This window comes from Psychrobacillus sp. FSL K6-1464 (genome assembly GCF_038003145.1).
In the GTDB taxonomy this organism is placed as follows: domain Bacteria; phylum Bacillota; class Bacilli; order Bacillales_A; family Planococcaceae; genus Psychrobacillus; species Psychrobacillus psychrotolerans.
The window spans coordinates 1,024,386-1,040,811 of record NZ_JBBOOP010000001.1; the positions used below are offsets into that span (position 1 = coordinate 1,024,386).

The following is a 16,426-nucleotide window of genomic DNA, read 5'->3' on the forward strand; positions in this document are numbered from 1 at the left end:
ATTCTATATAAGGATTACCTAATAAGTAACACGAAATTGTGACAGTAATTTTTCCTAGTTAAATTTTTCATTAAAACGTATTTTAAAAAAATTAAAAGTGGTGTATACTAAAGAAAGTATATAACTACATTAAATTAATTATAATCTACTTTATATAACACAGACATTTGAAGGGACGTGTTTTTTAAAATGATGGTAACTTTATTCACTTCACCAAGTTGTACTTCTTGTAGAAAAGCAAAAGCGTGGTTAGAAGAGCATGAGATTGCATATAAAGAACGTAATATTTTTTCAGAACCACTTAGTATAAGTGAAATAAAAGAAATCCTTCGTATGACAGAAGACGGAACAGATGAAATTATATCAACACGATCTAAAATATTTCAAAAGCTGAATGTTGATTTAGAAAGTCTCCCGTTACAACGTCTTTACGAACTAATTCAAGAACATCCTGGCTTGCTACGTCGACCAATTATTTTAGATGAAAAGCGTCTACAAGTTGGTTACAATGAAGATGAAATTCGTAGATTCTTACCTAGAAAAGTACGTGCTTATCAATTACTTGAAGCACAACGTCTAGTTAACTAGTGTAATATTAAGCTAATTGTTTTTCAAAGTACTTTTTGAAAAATAATTGGCTTTTCTTTTTTTCTTCCACTTGCATTCAAGGCTAAATTTTTCTACAATCCATGTAGTTTGATTAATAATTTTAAAAGTTAAGCAGGAATCCTTTTCTTTTTTTTATAAACGACATACAATAGTAATAGACACTACACATTTGAGACGGTAAGAAGCGAAAGGAGATGTGTTAAATGGATATCGAGCGTATCAATGATAACACTTTCAAAGTATACATTTCATACATCGACATTGAAGAAAGAGGCTTCAGCCGAGATGAAATCTGGTTCAATAAGGATAAGAGCGAGCAGCTTTTTTGGGAAATGATGGATGAGGTTCATGATGATGATCATTTTGAAGAATTAGATGGTCCTTTATGGATTCAAGTTCATGCGATGGAAAAAGGTTTGGAAGTGATTGTTACAAGAACGGAATTAACAAAACAAGATGAGCGTTTAGGGAATAATTCAGATGCTGATGATATATCTAGTAAAATATTTAAAAATGGGGTATCAAGTTCTATCGGTCCACATGAGTTTGATGATTTTTCAAGTTATATGGATGAATTAGATGAAATTCCAACGGATTATACATTTGTTTTTGAAAGCTTTGAGGATGTAATTGGTCTAGCAAAAAAATTAGATGAGGCAGATTTACAGACTTCTTTGTATTTTTATGAAGAGAAGTATTATTTGCATATCGTTTTTGATTTTGATGAAACCGAATTTGAATTGGTACTTAATACATTAAGTGTTGTTTCAGAGTTTGCAAATAATTCAAAGACAACCATTCATATAATTCAAGAGTATGGGAAAGAAATAATTTCCAGTGGAGTTCTAGACGAATTAAATAAACATTTTTAAAACCTTCTATTTATAGAAGGTTTTTTTGATTGCTTCTTTATAGAATCTTTCTGGATATGGGCTAATACTTTTGTTTAAAGTAGTTGCATTATTTTCTGAAAATTTGTATATTGGTATTTGGAGGTGATACCAATATTATCAGCTGTAACAAGAGATGGAGAAATAATCATACCTGCACAACATTCTCGAACCTTTTTAAATGTTTTAAAAACGAGCAATACCTTCTCCTGCGCTCAATGTAGCGAACAAGTTATTTTGAAAAATGGACCAATAAAAATCCCACATTTTGCTCATACTCGGAATATTTCCTGCAATCAGGCTTTTTCAGAAGGAGAAAGCGAGGACCATTTAAATGGTAAATTGGATTTATATGAGTTTTTGCAGAAACATTCATCATACGTAGAATTAGAAGCTTACCTACCTTTTCTTCATCAAAGACCCGACCTATATGTTCAAAGCAATGTATCCAAATTTGCAATAGAATTCCAGTGTAGTCAAATCCCCGTTACCACAATTCAGGAGCGTACAAATGGCTATATAACTAAGCAAATTATTCCTCTATGGATCTTGCGGACACCGAGAAGTTCCGACTTTCCAATCCATGAGATAGGCACTATGAAGCTATCCTCCTTCCGGCAACAGTTCTTTTATACGACCCCAAATGGAAAAGCAATACTCACCTATTGCCCTCGAACAAAGTATTTTCATTATATTTCAAATCCAATGCATGTAAAGGCTAATAATTATATTGTTAAAGTTAAGAAGCTATCCTTGGAAGAGCAGTCCTGGCCCTTTGCCATACTAAAAAAGAATTCATGGGAAGAGTTTCAAAAATACTTATGCTTATACAAGCACCAGCGCTCCAAGCATTTAGACAATCTATACTTTTTTAATAGAAAAGGAGTCCAATCCTTGTTCCTCCAAATATGCTATAGATGGCGAATGCATCCCAAGAAAGTACCTTTTTTTATAGGTATTCCAACTAAACTAGCTGTTATTTTTCCTACCCATGCGATTGAATGGCAAATTCAGTTTATAGATTATTTACATCAACTAGGTATATCCATTCCACAAGCAGACTATCAAAATTGTGAAACTTTTCTATTAGATAGAAAGATATCATCCCAACATTCCACAGACCATATAAAAGCAGTAAAAAACTATCTTAATACGCTTCAACGCTGTCTAATTTCTACTGAAGATGCAATATATAATAGTAAAATGAATTATTATTTAATGAAACGATTGTTATACAGTGAATTCCTTGCAAATTGATTTGAATATTGAGAAAATAGAAGATGATTCGAAATTCGAAACAGTAAGAGGGGGAGTTTAGTTTGACTACAGATACAAAAAATAAAATATTGACTCGTGACGAAGTAGCAGAAAATTTAACTTGGAAATTAGAAGATATTTTTGCTTCAAATGATGAATGGGAAAAAGAATATCTAGAGGTAGCGAAATTGTCAGAGAAGGCATCTTCTTATCAGGGAACAATCAGCAATGGTGCTGACGCTCTGTTAGAAGTGTTGACTTACCGTGATGAAATTACTTCAAGATTGCGTAAACTATATACATTCGCACATATGAGAACGGACCAAGATACTGCAAATAGCACATATCAGGCGATGGATAGCCGTATAAAATCATTGTATGTGAAAGTGTCTACTGTGCTATCGTTTTTAGTGCCAGAAATTCTTTCCGTCGATGAGACTGTAATTGCTAGTTATTTAGCTAAAAACAAGGATTTACAAGTTTATAAACAATTACTTGAAGAGATTAATAAAGAGCGCCCTCATGTACTTCCAAAAGAACAGGAAGCATTATTGGCACAGTTTTCGGAAGTTGCAGGTGCATCAGCTGATACCTTTGGTAAACTAAATAATGCAGATTTAGAATTTCCATTTATCAAAGATGAAGATGGCAATGATGTCCAACTAACCCATGGCAGATACTCACGTTTCTTAGAAAGTGAAGATCCGCGTGTACGTGAAGATGCTTTTAAGGCGATGTATGATACGTATGGAAAATTCCGAAACACATTTGCTTCAACGCTTACAGGGAATATTAAAGGAGACAATGTTAACTCTAAAATTCGTAACTATAAATCGGCACGTGAAGCTGCTATGTCTAACAATCATATTCCGGAGAGTGTATATGACAACTTAGTCAATACAGTCAATAAAAATGTTCATTTACTTCATCGATATGTAGCTCTAAGAAAAAAAGTATTAGGCTTAGATGAAGTGCATATGTGGGATTTATACACCCCATTAGTGAAAGAATTGGATATGGAATACACATATGAAGAGGCGAGTGATGCGATGCTTAAAAGCTTTGAACCTCTAGGTGAAGAGTACGTGTCTATTGTCAAGCAAGGACTTGAAAATCGTTGGGTTGATGTAGTAGAAACGAAAGGTAAACGATCTGGCGCTTATTCGTCAGGAACTTATGGTACGAACCCATATATACTGATGAACTGGCAAAACAACGTTAACAACCTTTTTACGCTTGCACATGAATTTGGCCATAGTATTCATAGTTATTATACTAGAGCTAATCAGCCTTATGTTTACGGAGATTATTCTATATTCGTGGCAGAGGTAGCTTCTACATGTAACGAAGCATTATTGAATGATTATCTACTAAAAACGATTGATGATCCAAAGAAACGTATTTACTTATTAAATCACTGGTTAGAAGGGTTCCGTGGAACTGTTTTCCGTCAAACTATGTTTGCGGAGTTTGAACATATTATTCATCAATTGGATCAAGATGGTGAAGCTTTAACAGCAGATAAACTGACAGAAGAATATTATAAGTTAAATCAAAAGTACTTTGGGGATGATATTGTAATTGACGAACAAATAGGATTGGAATGGGCTAGAATTCCTCATTTCTATTACAACTACTATGTATACCAATATGCGACTGGTTTAAGCGCTGCAACTGCTTTAAGTAACCAAATTTTGACGGAAGGTAAGCCGGCTGTAGACCGTTATATTAACGAGTTCCTAAAAGCAGGATGTTCGGATTATCCAATCGAAGTATTGAAAAAAGCTGGCGTAGACATGAACACTGCTGCTCCTATTGAAGAAGCGTGTCGCGTATTTGAAGAAAAATTAAATGAATTAGAACAACTACTTTTAGGAGAATAACAACAAGGCTTGGCTTAATGCCAAGCTTTTTTTGTGGAAATATACCGTAAGCACCAAATTACCTGAAAAAGAGATGCTGGTCGTAGTGATGTAAAATGCGATGAAACATCTAAAAAGAAACTCGGCAATCATACGGATGAGCCGTCCAGTGTAATTCACCAACGGAAAATAGGTTTTAATATAGTGTCAGCTTTATCGTTCTCAGTAGTGCGCTGATAATATGTTAGGGATAGAGGTAAGACGTCCTATGATGTATGACGAATTTGTGAAAAGATAAGCTAATATATTGTATTATATAATATGGCGTGGTAAAGTAAGAGTGTGAAATAAATCACAAGATAACATACACCCCTTTGTTTGAACGTGAACATTTCTCCCATCCCCTTTGTAAATGAAAACACCCTTTCCTCGGTAGGAGGAGAGGGTGTTTTCTGTATTATGACAATAAACAACGGCCTATCTTATAAAAGATAGGCCGTTGTTTATTTATTTTAACCGCCATAATACGGTATTTGGTAAGAGTAGTCTTTCAACCTTTTGCAATAATAGAAGTTTTTTAAGCTCACGTTCTGCTAATTGATTAGAAATATTATAATAGCTTGCAATCTCACTTGTAGTTAAAGAATGGAATCGATCAAAAAGCTTTTCAAGCAACGGAGGGTCTTGTATTTCAGGCTCTTTATTTAACATTTCTTGTAGAATTTGTACATATATCTCGTAAGGATAATTTCCGGAAACTTTTAAGCCTTCATCTTCGATATTTTCATTAAAGAATACAATACTTGGAAAAGAGTCGACTTCCATTTCACAAGTAATGGATAAGTCGCTTTGGAAGGACCTAGCACATTCATTGGAAATAAAGTCTCGTGTAAATTCATCAACATCGAGTTTAACTTCTTCTGCTATTTCCTGTAAAACAGAAAAGGATGTAACATTTTTAGTCTTCAAAAACAAATATTCTTGTATTTTTATGAAAAACCGTAAAGCAGCTTTTTTCCCTTGGAATTCAGCTGCTTTTACAGCAATTGAAGGGAAAACTGAATGTTCTATTTTAGAAATACTGAATGGATCATTACTCAAATCGGCATTGGGAAAGTTACAAACTGTATTTAACTTATTCAGTTTAGTACTTAATACAGTGCGTACAGTAAAGTACTGGCCATACTCTACTTGCAATTTCCGTAGGGTAGGTTGCATATCCCAACAAGTTGGACAAAGTGGGTCCAAAAAAACATACATTTCAAGCGGCTTGTTTACTACTGGGGATGTGCACGTATCAGACGGAATTTGTATTCTTGTCACGTTTTCTCCTCCTCATGACTCGTTTGATTGACCATGTGGTTGGCTGTAAGTTCTAAGCGGCGATAAAATGTATCCCGAGACTTCCCTTCTAATCCTACTGTATCCATCGCATCTCTCATACAGGAAAGCCATGCTTGTGCTCTTTCAGGAGTGATCGGGAATGGATTATGTCGCATTTTCATCATCGGATGTCCGTGTTCTTCTGTATATAAATTAGGTCCACCTAAATATTGAGTTAAAAATTGTTTTTGTTTTCTTGCTGTTTCCGATAAATCATTAGGGAAAATCGGTATAAGCAGTGGATGCTTTGCTACATTGCCGTAAAACGTATCCACGAGCAGATGTAATTTTTCTGCTCCGATTTCATCGTAAGGAAGTATAGGCTGTTGTGTCATTTTCTTTACCCCTTTGCTCTAGCACTATATTCATTCTATCAACGAAACCTAAATATCTCAAACAATTAGATTATCTCATAGTAAACGGTAGTCGAATTTTAGTATAGACAACTAACGAAAAATCTAATGAAAATAAGCCTTTTAATCCCTTTTGATAGGACAAATATATTATTTTATCTTCTTCCTTTACCAAAGGGAATGGCATAAAAAAAACAACCTACTAATATTAATAGGTTGTTAATGTTTCGGTTATGCATGGAAGTTATTCATCACTTTTTGTACGTAATTTTGTGTTTCTTTATATGGTGGAATACCATCGTATTTTTTTACTGCTCCTGGTCCTGCATTGTATGCAGCAAGCGCTGTTTCAATATTGCCATCAAATTTAGTAAGCATTTGACTTATATATTTTGCCCCACCCATTATATTTTGTTCAGGATCTAATGAATTAGTAACGCCTAAATACTTAGCCGTACCTGGCATTAATTGCATCAATCCGGAAGCACCAGCAGAACTAGTAGCAGAGGGGTTAAAGTTAGACTCTTGTTTAATAATAGAAGAAATCAGTTTTTCTGGAACATTGTACTTTTCTGCAGCTCGTTTAATAATTTCATCATAGTCTGTCCCATTTGTAGTAGGGGGTGAATAAGAAGAGATTAAATTCGCTAGACCACTCTGTGCAGAGTTTACACTAGATGGAACAAATACAGGGGATTTTCCACTATATAATAATGAAGAAATATCTTCATTTGTCTGACTCCCTGTACTAGCTTGTAAAACTTGTCCTAACATATCAGAAAATAAGGAAGGATTGGAAGAGTCATTTTGAGAGCTTTGCACACTACCTAAAGTTTGCATTGCATTTATTTCCATTAAAACTTTTAAGGATTGAATATCCAAAGGGATCAACCTTTCAACATATTGTTATATTTTACTAGGCGAGCAATTTTCTTATCAGTGTGTCGAAATGGAATATTATGTGCTTCCAACAATTCAAGAAACACTTTTTTTCCATATTTTACATCACTACTCTCATATTCTACCTCATAATCCTCTGTTTGACTATAAATGGAGTGATCTAAAAAAAGAGTCCCGTTTTTATAGGACATTTCGACACGATTTGTTTGTAAGCTTCCGATACAGAGTAAAGGAGTGGCAAGATTAAATTGCTGTAGAAAGGGAATAGAAGGGAAAGTGGATTGATTGATAATAGCATCCCTTTCAAAATCAGACACTTCTACTGTATTTTCTTCCATCACATGTTCTTCTATCGGTCGTTTAAGAGTAAGTTCATTTTTATTTGTTAATACGCGCAAGCGAAAGCCCATCCGATTGTCCTTGAAAAAGTTATTTTGTGTATCAAAGTAATAATTTGTTTGGGTGTGAAAGTCCTTTTGATCTATTTGAAAAAAGGATACAAAGCATTCAAATTCTTGTTTTGTTAATAAATTTTTAAACTCTATTTCTTTTTCGGATTGCATATTACACGACCTTTCCTATTATTTCTATTATATGCGCTTTTCAAAGAGATTCAATATGTTAAAATAGTGGAAGCATAGACAGAAAGGAACGATTTATTTTGCCTATTACTTATAATGTGCTTAGTGGTGTTCAATTAGAAAATGATATACGCTTTACGCTAGAAGTATTACCTAATAATCCTCAACTAAAAGCAGCGGGTCAAATGATTACTGATTCAGACTCTATGGCTTTTATTTATCTCTTAGAAGATGAAATAGGATATCATTACTTAAAGTTTGGTCAAGAAGTTTGGCCATTACTTGTAAACACCTTAAAAGCTGTAAAAGATCCATCGTTGCAAATCGGTGACAAAGAATTGATCTTACAGGGCTTTAAAGAGGAACTGAACATGCTAATTTTCAATATAGAAGGTAATGACAATTACGGTGCAGATTTCTCCAGAGCAGTGGAAGAAGCATTTAGTGAAATTTTACAACCATAGAACTAAGGTCATTGGAAGTGGAGGACAAGCTTATGGGGCAATGGGATCGCTTTTTAGAGCCGTACAAGCAAGCTGTGTCAGAGTTAAAAGTAAAACTAAAAGGAATGCGCGCGCAGTTTGAAAGAGATAATACAAATTCACCTATCGAATTTGTAACTGGTCGTGTCAAACCGTTGGCAAGTATATATGATAAATCACTTGAAAAAGGAATCTTATTTGAGCCTTCTGATACGTTAGCGCAAGAAATACCAGATATTGCTGGTTTACGGATGATGTGTCAATTTGTAGATGATATAGAAACTGTCGTAGTTCTGTTGCGCGCTAGAAATGACATAAGAATAGTAGAAGAGCGCGATTATATTTCCCACAAGAAACAAAGTGGGTATAGATCCTATCATATGATTATTGAATATCCAGTTCAAACAATTCACGGGGAGATAAATATTCTCGCTGAAATTCAAATACGTACATTAGCGATGAATTTTTGGGCATCTATCGAGCATTCATTGAATTACAAATATAAAGGAATCTTTCCAGAAGAAATTAAAAAAAGACTTCAATATGCGGCAGAAGCAGCATTTCGGTTAGATGAAGAAATGTCTTTAATCCGTGGAGAAATTCAAGAAGCACAAAAATACTTTAGTGAAAATAAGGAACTTTCTCATCCAAATCTCCTGGAATCCAAAAACGAAAGAGAGGGAACATGAATTATGAAATTTTTTATATTGTCCCGAAATGATGATTTATCGAATGAATTAATGGAAAGTGCCAAAACGTATCTAGTAGATTTTGGACTCGTTATTGATGAAGAAAATCCGGATATCGTCTTATCCATTGGTGGGGACGGCACATTATTACATGCATTTCATAAATATAAACATTTAACCCCTTCTGTTGCTTTTGTCGGACTTCATACAGGGCATCTAGGATTTTATGCGGACTGGAAACCAGAAGAGATTGAAAAACTTGTTATTAGCATCGCTAAAAAAGAATTTGAAGTAATAGAATATCCTTTACTTGAAGTAACGATCAATTATAAACATGGGGAAGACAGTTCGGTCTATTTAGCATTAAATGAGTCTACTGTAAAATCACCTGATGTTACATTAGTAATGGATGTGGAACTGAACGGAGATCATTTTGAGCGATTCAGAGGAGATGGTTTATGTATGTCTACTCCATCCGGGAGTACGGCATATAACAAAGCACTTGGAGGGGCCATCGTGCATCCTTCGTTAGAAGCTATTCAACTTGCGGAAATTGCATCTATTAATAACAGGGTCTTCCGAACAGTTGGTTCATCACTGGTCTTACCGAAACATCACTCATGTTTACTAAAGCCTGTGAAAGGACCGGATTTCATGGTGACTGTAGACCATCTTCAGTTATTACACAAAGATGTTCAATCTATTAAGTATCGAGTAGCAGATGAAAAAGTTCGTTTCGCTCGGTTTAGATCATTTCCTTTTTGGCATAGAGTACATTCTTCCTTTATCGATAGTGATTTAGAAATATGAAAGAAGATTTAATCCATTTAGAATTTCGAGTAAATGAGTCGGAACAATTACTTCGGGATGCAATTCGGCAATACGGTATTTCGAAAAAAGCACTGACTAGTATTAAATACGAAGGTGGGCTAATTACGGTTAATGGAGTGGAGAAGACCGTACGCCATAAGTTAGATATAGGGGATTCGGTCAAAATTACATTTCCACCTGAGAAAAAGAGTTTGGGATTAATACCTCAGCAAGTCGACTTTCCAATTTTGATGGAGGATGACCATCTTCTCATTCTTACAAAAGTTGCCGGCATAAGCACAATTCCATCTCGCGAACATCCCATCGGAACAATGGCCAATTATATAGCTGGATATTTGGAGAAAAGTGGACTGTCTTCTACAGTACATATTGTAACTAGGCTTGATAAGGATACTTCTGGTATCATTTGTGTGGCTAAGCATCGTCACGCACATCATTTATTAAGTGAAATGCAACAATTAGGCCAAATATCACGTGCTTATGAGGCTTTCGTTCACGGTCATATTGAACAAGATGAATTAGTTATTGATGCTCCTATTGGTAGAAAAAATGGTAGTATTATTGAACGTATTATCGATGACAATGGTAAACAGGCTAAAACCACTGGTCACGTATTATCTCGTTTTGAAATCGACGGAAAAAAACTTACGCATGTACGATTATATTTACATACTGGTCGTACACATCAGATTCGAGTACATATGATGTCTATTGGTCATCCATTAATCGGAGATGATCTATATGGTGGTGAACTCCAAATCATAAGTAGGCAAGCACTTCATGCAAAAGAACTAAAATTGATACACCCATTTACAAAAGAGCGTATGCACTTAGTTGCTCCATTTCCAGAAGATATGAAAGCGCTGATTCCCACTAATTATTCCTAAGTGACAGGAAGAATGGTGGGATTTCATATTTTTAGTAATTGAGTTCGTATTTATAAAAAGTTAATGGTAGCCAAACCAACCTCATCGGTTTCTAATCCAGACGGACACGTCATTCCCTGTCACTTCGTCCACAGGGCGGTTTTAACATGGGAATCGCAGCCTTACGCTCCAATCAGCGAAGGTCATTAAACAAATACGAATTATAGGTTATAATATTAAGTTATTTTGTGTGTTTCATATTGTTGATTTAGTTAAAAGATAACCTAAATTTTTTATTAAATTATTTCCTAGGGAATATTAACATTGCTTATTTAGTGCTTACTTCATACAATAAATAAGCAAAATGCAGAGAGGAGGAGAAAGTGTGAAAGATGAAATCACCCAAGAGCCCTTAGAGGAATCTATCTTAATTGAATTTCTATTGAATGAATCAATGGAACAGTTTAGAGAAGAATTTATGCAACTACATCCGTATGATCAGTCCATATTTTTTGAAAAGGTGGAGCCAGATGTACGTATGAAAATTTATCATTACCTTTCTCCTAAAGAAATAGCTGAACTATTTGAAGCAACAAAATTTGATGGCGAGCAATATGATTTGTTTATGCAGGAAATGGATATTACATATGCTGCAGATATGCTTTCCTTTATGTTTACAGATAATGCAGTAGATGTTCTAAATGAGTTAGGTAAAGATAAGGTTGCTAGTTATTTAAACATTATGGATAAGGAATCTGCAAAAGAAATTAAGGACCTCTTGCATTATGAGGAATATACAGCTGGGTCCATCATGACAACAGAATATGTAGTCATTCCAGAAAATTCAACATGTCGCTCAGCAATGACTATTTTGCGTAGCGCTGCACCTGAAGCAGAAACCATTTATTATTTATTTGTGGTGGACGATGATCATAAACTATCCGGTGTTATTTCACTGCGTGATTTAATCATTGCAGATGAAGATACATTGATAAAGGATATTATGAATGATCGCGTAGTAAGTGTTTTAGTAAGTGTTGACCAAGAAGAAGTAGCAAGAATGATCAAAGACTATGATTTCCTAGCTGTTCCAGTAGTAGATTTTAAAAATCATTTACTGGGAATTGTAACGGTCGATGATATTTTAGATGTATTAGACGAAGAAGCATCAGATGATTACTCGAAACTTGCTGGTGTATCCAATATGGACACCTTTGATAAAGGACCATTACAAGCTGCTAGAAAAAGACTGCCTTGGCTTATTATTTTGTTATTCCTAGGAATGCTCACTGCTAATCTAATGAGTATTTTTGAACAGACACTAGATAAAGTTGCACTTCTTGCTGTATTCATTCCCCTAATCGCTGGTATGGCTGGTAATAGTGGGACTCAAGCTCTAGCCGTTGCAGTTCGTGGTATTGCAACAGGAGATATAGAAGAAGAAAGTAAGACGAAATTACTTTTTAGGGAAGCTGGCACTGGACTGATTACCGGTCTCATTTGTGGTTTGCTTGTGGTCGGAGTAGTATTTTTTTGGAAACATGATTTGCTAATTGGTATTTTGGTTGGTTCATCGATCTTTGGTTCGATTTTTGTTGCTACTTTGGGAGGTTCTTTTATTCCTTTATTGATGCATCGAATGAAAATAGATCCCGCAGTCGCATCGGGACCATTTATCACAACAGTAAATGATGTCGTGAGTATTTTAATTTACCTTGGATTGGCCACTTTATTTATTTCATCATTGTAGTTTGTATCATATTTTTTAAAATTGCATAAAGTAAAGGAAAAAGGATGTGCTAATGAACTCATTTAATGATCCTTTGCTCTTTATAAAAGGCCCACCAGTTTTTCATCTGCCACCAAATGAACGAGCTGTAATTCCATACGAATTACTAGATGAAAGTACATCGATTTATGAAATACAGAAAAGTTATTCGACGAAGACACTAGCAATTATAGATAAATTAAAATTTTTAGCAAAACCATTTCAACGTAAAGTATATCAACCGTTAATATTTCATCTAAAAGGTGGAGTAACTGTGCCAGGTGAAGTAGAGCGGGTTGAAGAAAGTCAAGTTACTTTACTAGTTGGAAAAGAAGAATTGATGACGGTTCCATTAGAAGAGATCGAAAAGATTATGTGGCGTGGAAGTATATTGAAGTGAACTTAGGCTATCCTATTGTAGGATAGCTTTTTTGTGTTTAAAGAAATCATTGACAGGTGTTTCAAAAAAAATCACTAAAAAACCGCTCGGGTTCCCCCGAACGGAATAGACACTACAGATGAAACGATCAGTCACATACATCTAAAAATACATCGGCGATACATTCAATTGCACAGAAACAATTCAAATCTACAGTAATACAACTGCCAGTTGATCTGAAATTTCTAACTTTACAAAGTTTTCTTAAGTCGATTTTTGTACCACAATCGTTTAATAAATCAACTTCGTTACGTTCTCTGTCAAGTGGCTCTAAAACTCTTAATGTTGCACAGCAACCATCAAAGATATCTTCTACACGGAAGTAAACTGAAATACAATCACAATCAAATCTATCATTATCACGGAAGAACGCTTTAAAAGGATCTCCATCTTTCGTTAATAACATAAATACTCGTGTGTCTGCTTGACGTCTACTAGCAGGGCTAACAAGACCTCCAAGTGGTTCTAGAAAACAATTTGTCGGACATTGAGGGCAATCATCTGTTGCTTGATCTTGAATGTCCTTAATAGCACGGACAACATCACAAACACAATTTCCAGACTGCGTTACATCGGTAACATCACCTAATTTTCCACAACCCATTAAAATTCACCTCCTCTTCATCTCTTACTAACGTATGTGGGAAGTTCATCTTGACAAGGGCAAATATCTCGTAAGCAATTTGCATATTTCAAATACCAGCGAGCATACTAACACAAAAAAAGGAGCATGTAATCATATGAAAAAAAGCTTAATTGTTTTTCTAATGGTTTTATTGTTGGGCGCTTGTTCAAGCGAGAAAGAAAAAGTGATTTTCCCCTCAGATAATTCCTCTTCATTAAAACCAATCATGCAAAAACAAGATACGATTTATGGTTATAAAAGTGTGATAAATGAGGAAGATATTTTAGTTGCAATCAATATAAATCGCTTCGATCGTTTTAATAAAGCAAAAATCGAAAAAAAAATTACTAAACAAATTGAAAAACAATTTCCGGAAAAGAAAGTACTTGTTACAGGTGATCAAAAACTTATGTGGGAAGTAGAAACCATCATCGAAAAGAAATTGAAACAAAAGGAACTGAAAAAGTCGATTGAAAAAATAAAATTGTTATCAAAGGAAGAGACCTAATGGACCAACAACAATTTCAAAAAATAGTAGATGAAAAAAATCCCAAAGTGCCATTTTTTATGAACATACTCAAAGCATTCATTGTTGGAGGAATCATCTGTACTATAGGACAACTTATTACATTTTTCTATATGCGCTTTTTCCCTTTTACAGAGGGAACTGCTGGAAATCCAACGGTTGCTACGTTGGTATTTATCGCAATGATTTTAACTGGAACTGGTTTATATAAAAAAATTGCACAAATTGGAGGTGCTGGATCAGCGGTACCCGTTACAGGATTTGGTAATGCAGTAATTTCAGCTGCAATAGAGCATAAATCGGAAGGGTATGTATTAGGGGTTGGAGGCAATATGTTCAAACTTGCAGGATCGGTTATTGTATTTGGTGTGCTGTCTGCATTTGTCGTTGCACTTATTAAAACAATATTAGTGAATATAGGTGTTGTCTCATGGTAAATACGTTTGGAACTCTTCAGTTTACATCTAAAATTTGTATAGCCAATACGGGAACAGTGGTGGGACCAGTAGAAAAGGATAGCACTTTTGCTGATTCCTTTGATGAGGTTCTTTCATTAGAAACAGAAAAGGATGAAACAAATGAGCAGGCACATGCTCGGATGATTGAAAGTGCATGTCATTGGGCTGCTAAAAAAGGTCATACTCAGGTAGATAAAGTAGATGTTCTGATAGGAGGAGATCTTATCAATCAGTTATCTCCAACAAATTTTGCAGCGCGGAGCCTGGCTATCCCATACTTGGGAGTTTTTTCAGCTTGTGCCAGTTCGATGGAATCGGTTATTCTTGGCTGTCTTTTGTTGGAGTCAGGAAATGCGCGTACTGTACTTGCGGGAGCTTCTAGTCATCATCAAGCTGTAGAGCGTCAATTTAGGTACCCGTTGGAGTATGGTACTCAAAAACCTAAAACATCTCAATGGACTGTAACTGGAGCAGGTTTTTCTCTGTTAGAAAAAGACTTGAAAAATACTCCAGTCGTCACCCATGCAACTATTGGCAAAGTGGTGGATAGTCAACAAACAAACCCATTACATATGGGTGCAGCAATGGCCTCTGCTGCTAGAGATACAATCGAGCGACATTTAACGAATACGAATAGTAAAATGGCTGACTTCGATGTAATTATGACAGGGGATTTAGGCAATATAGGAATTTCTATATTAAAGGAAATGTTTCAAGATGAAAATACTGGTGTTATCTTGCAAGATGCGGGTGCTCAGTTCTATGGAAATGATAAGTTTTTCAATGCAGGTGGTAGTGGAGCAGGCTGTTCGGCTGTTGTTTTCTTCGGTCAAATATACGATCAGTTAAAAAAAGGATCTTTTAAACGTGTATTGTTAGTAGCTACAGGGGCTTTATTATCCCCTTTAACATTTCAACAAGGGGAAACAATCCCTTGTATTGCTCATGCTATTGAATGTCGTATGGAAAAGAGGGGTTAACATGATTTCATCATTAGTGACTGCTTTTATCGTTGGTGGTTTGATATGTGTTATTGGTCAAATTTTCATGGATGTATTTAAACTAACACCTGCACATACATTAAGTACTTTAGTGGTATTAGGTTCTATATTAGATGGGTTTGGTCTATATGAGCCATTGATTGACTTTGCTGGTGCAGGAGCGACGGTTCCTATAACTTCCTTTGGAAATTCTTTGACACATGGAGCACTAGCAGAAGCAGAAAAGCATGGGTTAATCGGTGTATTGACTGGAATGTTTGAAGTAACAAGCTCTGGTATAAGCTCTGCAATATTGTTTGGTGTCATTGGTGCGTTCATTTTTCACAAGCGGAAGACAATGTACTAGTTGATTCGCCCTTTTTTCCTTTCTCCTCTCGCATACAATAAGTTGAAGAGGAGAGGAGGGAAAGAGTATGTATGACTACTGTGGTGGAGGATGCCAAGGATACCAAGGATACCCGGGGTATGCTGGAGGCAACGAATATGGTGGCAACAAAAGTTCAACCTTTGTACTAATCGTTGTATTGTTTATATTACTAATCATTGTTGGTAGAAGCTTTCTCCCTTATTAATAAAAAACAATAAGATGTGAGGGGGAAAAATTATGCAAAATTCATTTTTTAAATCTATAGAAAATAAAACCGGTGTGTCAATGGATGACCTATTTACGCTTGCCAATGCCATCTCACATGCTGATTTTACGGATGAGAAACAAGTTCGTAAAATTGTACGTAAAGTTGGCAAGTTAGCAAATAAACCTGTTTCTCAGGAATTAGAAGATGAACTTACACGCTCTATTTTACAGAGTGGGAGTTCGTTAAGTTTAGCAGATATTCAAAAACTATTATAAGTTTGTAAATTAATTAAACTTTTTATAAAAAAATAGGTTTAAGAATAATAGGATGG

Annotated in this window: 21 protein-coding genes and 1 pseudogene; 17 read left to right on the plus strand and 5 right to left on the minus strand. The window is 35.2% G+C overall.

Translation table 11 applies throughout. The features are described 5' to 3' along the window. Positions 1-192 precede the first annotated feature (192 nt). From spxA to pepF, 5 genes and pseudogenes are all read left to right on the plus strand, one after another. Entirely contained in the window at positions 193-588 is a 396-nt protein-coding gene (gene spxA / locus MKX39_RS04835) for a transcriptional regulator SpxA (protein ID WP_175453953.1), read from the plus strand. A 224-nt stretch (positions 589-812) separates the two neighbouring features. After that, positions 813-1,481, plus strand: coding sequence for an adaptor protein MecA (mecA, locus tag MKX39_RS04840; RefSeq protein WP_093535589.1), 669 nt, complete (start codon positions 813-815; stop codon positions 1,479-1,481). A 123-nt stretch (positions 1,482-1,604) separates the two neighbouring features. Beyond that, positions 1,605-2,261 (plus strand): annotated as a pseudogene (locus MKX39_RS22310) (competence protein CoiA); the annotation flags it as partial. Positions 2,262-2,393: 132 nt separating this feature from the next. After that, entirely contained in the window at positions 2,394-2,756 is a 363-nt protein-coding gene (locus MKX39_RS04845; protein ID WP_340768601.1) for a hypothetical protein, read from the plus strand. A gap of 62 nt (positions 2,757-2,818) precedes the next feature. Beyond that, positions 2,819-4,639, plus strand: coding sequence for an oligoendopeptidase F (pepF, locus tag MKX39_RS04850; RefSeq protein ID WP_340768602.1), 1,821 nt, complete (start codon positions 2,819-2,821; stop codon positions 4,637-4,639). A 486-nt stretch (positions 4,640-5,125) separates the two neighbouring features. On the opposite strand, the gene MKX39_RS04855 is transcribed toward pepF, so the two are convergent. The 4 genes from MKX39_RS04855 to MKX39_RS04870 all read right to left on the minus strand — a co-directional run bounded on the left by MKX39_RS04855 (position 5,126) and on the right by MKX39_RS04870 (position 7,817). Then, positions 5,126-5,941, minus strand: coding sequence for a ClpXP adapter SpxH family protein (locus tag MKX39_RS04855; RefSeq protein WP_245762631.1), 816 nt, complete (start codon positions 5,939-5,941; stop codon positions 5,126-5,128). After that, on the minus strand, positions 5,938-6,336 hold the full coding sequence (locus MKX39_RS04860; protein WP_093535583.1) for a globin domain-containing protein: 399 nt from the start codon (positions 6,334-6,336) through the stop codon (positions 5,938-5,940). The genes MKX39_RS04855 and MKX39_RS04860 overlap by 4 nt, the downstream gene beginning before the upstream one ends. A gap of 249 nt (positions 6,337-6,585) precedes the next feature. Continuing rightward, positions 6,586-7,236: a lytic transglycosylase domain-containing protein gene (locus MKX39_RS04865; protein ID WP_340761778.1), complete on the minus strand. Its 651-nt coding sequence runs from the start codon at positions 7,234-7,236 to the stop codon at positions 6,586-6,588. A 5-nt stretch (positions 7,237-7,241) separates the two neighbouring features. Further along, complete coding sequence (locus tag MKX39_RS04870) at positions 7,242-7,817, minus strand: CYTH domain-containing protein (protein ID WP_340768603.1); 576 nt, start codon at positions 7,815-7,817, stop codon at positions 7,242-7,244. 98 nt (positions 7,818-7,915) lie between these two features. Between MKX39_RS04870 and MKX39_RS04875 the strand changes: the two genes are divergently transcribed. The 6 genes from MKX39_RS04875 to MKX39_RS04900 all read left to right on the plus strand — a co-directional run bounded on the left by MKX39_RS04875 (position 7,916) and on the right by MKX39_RS04900 (position 12,871). After that, positions 7,916-8,299 carry a UPF0738 family protein gene (locus tag MKX39_RS04875; protein WP_340768604.1) on the plus strand — a complete coding sequence of 128 codons (384 nt, stop codon included), beginning with the start codon at positions 7,916-7,918 and terminating at the stop codon, positions 8,297-8,299. A gap of 32 nt (positions 8,300-8,331) precedes the next feature. After that, positions 8,332-9,006: a GTP pyrophosphokinase gene (locus tag MKX39_RS04880; RefSeq protein ID WP_093535578.1), complete on the plus strand. Its 675-nt coding sequence runs from the start codon at positions 8,332-8,334 to the stop codon at positions 9,004-9,006. Between the two features lie 3 nt (positions 9,007-9,009). Continuing rightward, entirely contained in the window at positions 9,010-9,816 is an 807-nt protein-coding gene (locus MKX39_RS04885) for an NAD kinase (protein WP_340761781.1), read from the plus strand. Next, the gene (locus tag MKX39_RS04890) at positions 9,813-10,724 is read left to right on the plus strand and encodes an RluA family pseudouridine synthase (RefSeq protein ID WP_340768606.1); all 912 of its coding nucleotides are present in this window, start codon (positions 9,813-9,815) and stop codon (positions 10,722-10,724) included. Before MKX39_RS04885 ends, MKX39_RS04890 begins: the two co-directional genes overlap by 4 nt. Before the next feature lie 343 nt (positions 10,725-11,067). Continuing rightward, positions 11,068-12,453 carry a magnesium transporter gene (mgtE, locus tag MKX39_RS04895; RefSeq protein WP_340768607.1) on the plus strand — a complete coding sequence of 462 codons (1,386 nt, stop codon included), beginning with the start codon at positions 11,068-11,070 and terminating at the stop codon, positions 12,451-12,453. 52 nt (positions 12,454-12,505) lie between these two features. Next, positions 12,506-12,871 carry a hypothetical protein gene (locus MKX39_RS04900; protein ID WP_340761784.1) on the plus strand — a complete coding sequence of 122 codons (366 nt, stop codon included), beginning with the start codon at positions 12,506-12,508 and terminating at the stop codon, positions 12,869-12,871. A gap of 127 nt (positions 12,872-12,998) precedes the next feature. Here MKX39_RS04900 and MKX39_RS04905 read toward each other — a convergent pair whose 3' ends face one another. Then, complete coding sequence (locus MKX39_RS04905; protein ID WP_340761785.1) at positions 12,999-13,514, minus strand: CotY/CotZ family spore coat protein; 516 nt, start codon at positions 13,512-13,514, stop codon at positions 12,999-13,001. A 136-nt stretch (positions 13,515-13,650) separates the two neighbouring features. Between MKX39_RS04905 and MKX39_RS04910 the strand changes: the two genes are divergently transcribed. The 6 genes from MKX39_RS04910 (at position 13,651) to MKX39_RS04935 (ending at position 16,370) form a co-directional block, all read left to right on the plus strand. Further along, positions 13,651-14,043 (plus strand): hypothetical protein, encoded by a 393-nt coding sequence (locus MKX39_RS04910; protein WP_340761786.1) that lies wholly within the window; start codon positions 13,651-13,653, stop codon positions 14,041-14,043. After that, a complete protein-coding gene (gene spoVAC, locus MKX39_RS04915; RefSeq protein WP_340761787.1) occupies positions 14,043-14,498 on the plus strand; it encodes a stage V sporulation protein AC in 456 nt (151 codons plus the stop codon). Before MKX39_RS04910 ends, spoVAC begins: the two co-directional genes overlap by 1 nt. Continuing rightward, positions 14,492-15,499 (plus strand): stage V sporulation protein AD, encoded by a 1,008-nt coding sequence (locus tag MKX39_RS04920; RefSeq protein WP_340768609.1) that lies wholly within the window; start codon positions 14,492-14,494, stop codon positions 15,497-15,499. The genes spoVAC and MKX39_RS04920 overlap by 7 nt, the downstream gene beginning before the upstream one ends. Before the next feature lies 1 nt (position 15,500). Then, the gene (gene spoVAE / locus MKX39_RS04925) at positions 15,501-15,866 is read left to right on the plus strand and encodes a stage V sporulation protein AE (RefSeq protein WP_340761789.1); all 366 of its coding nucleotides are present in this window, start codon (positions 15,501-15,503) and stop codon (positions 15,864-15,866) included. 67 nt (positions 15,867-15,933) lie between these two features. Beyond that, complete coding sequence (locus MKX39_RS04930) at positions 15,934-16,092, plus strand: YjcZ family sporulation protein (protein WP_093535558.1); 159 nt, start codon at positions 15,934-15,936, stop codon at positions 16,090-16,092. A gap of 32 nt (positions 16,093-16,124) precedes the next feature. Continuing rightward, a complete protein-coding gene (locus MKX39_RS04935) occupies positions 16,125-16,370 on the plus strand; it encodes a stage VI sporulation protein F (protein ID WP_340761790.1) in 246 nt (81 codons plus the stop codon). The last annotated feature ends 56 nt before the right edge of the window (positions 16,371-16,426 follow it).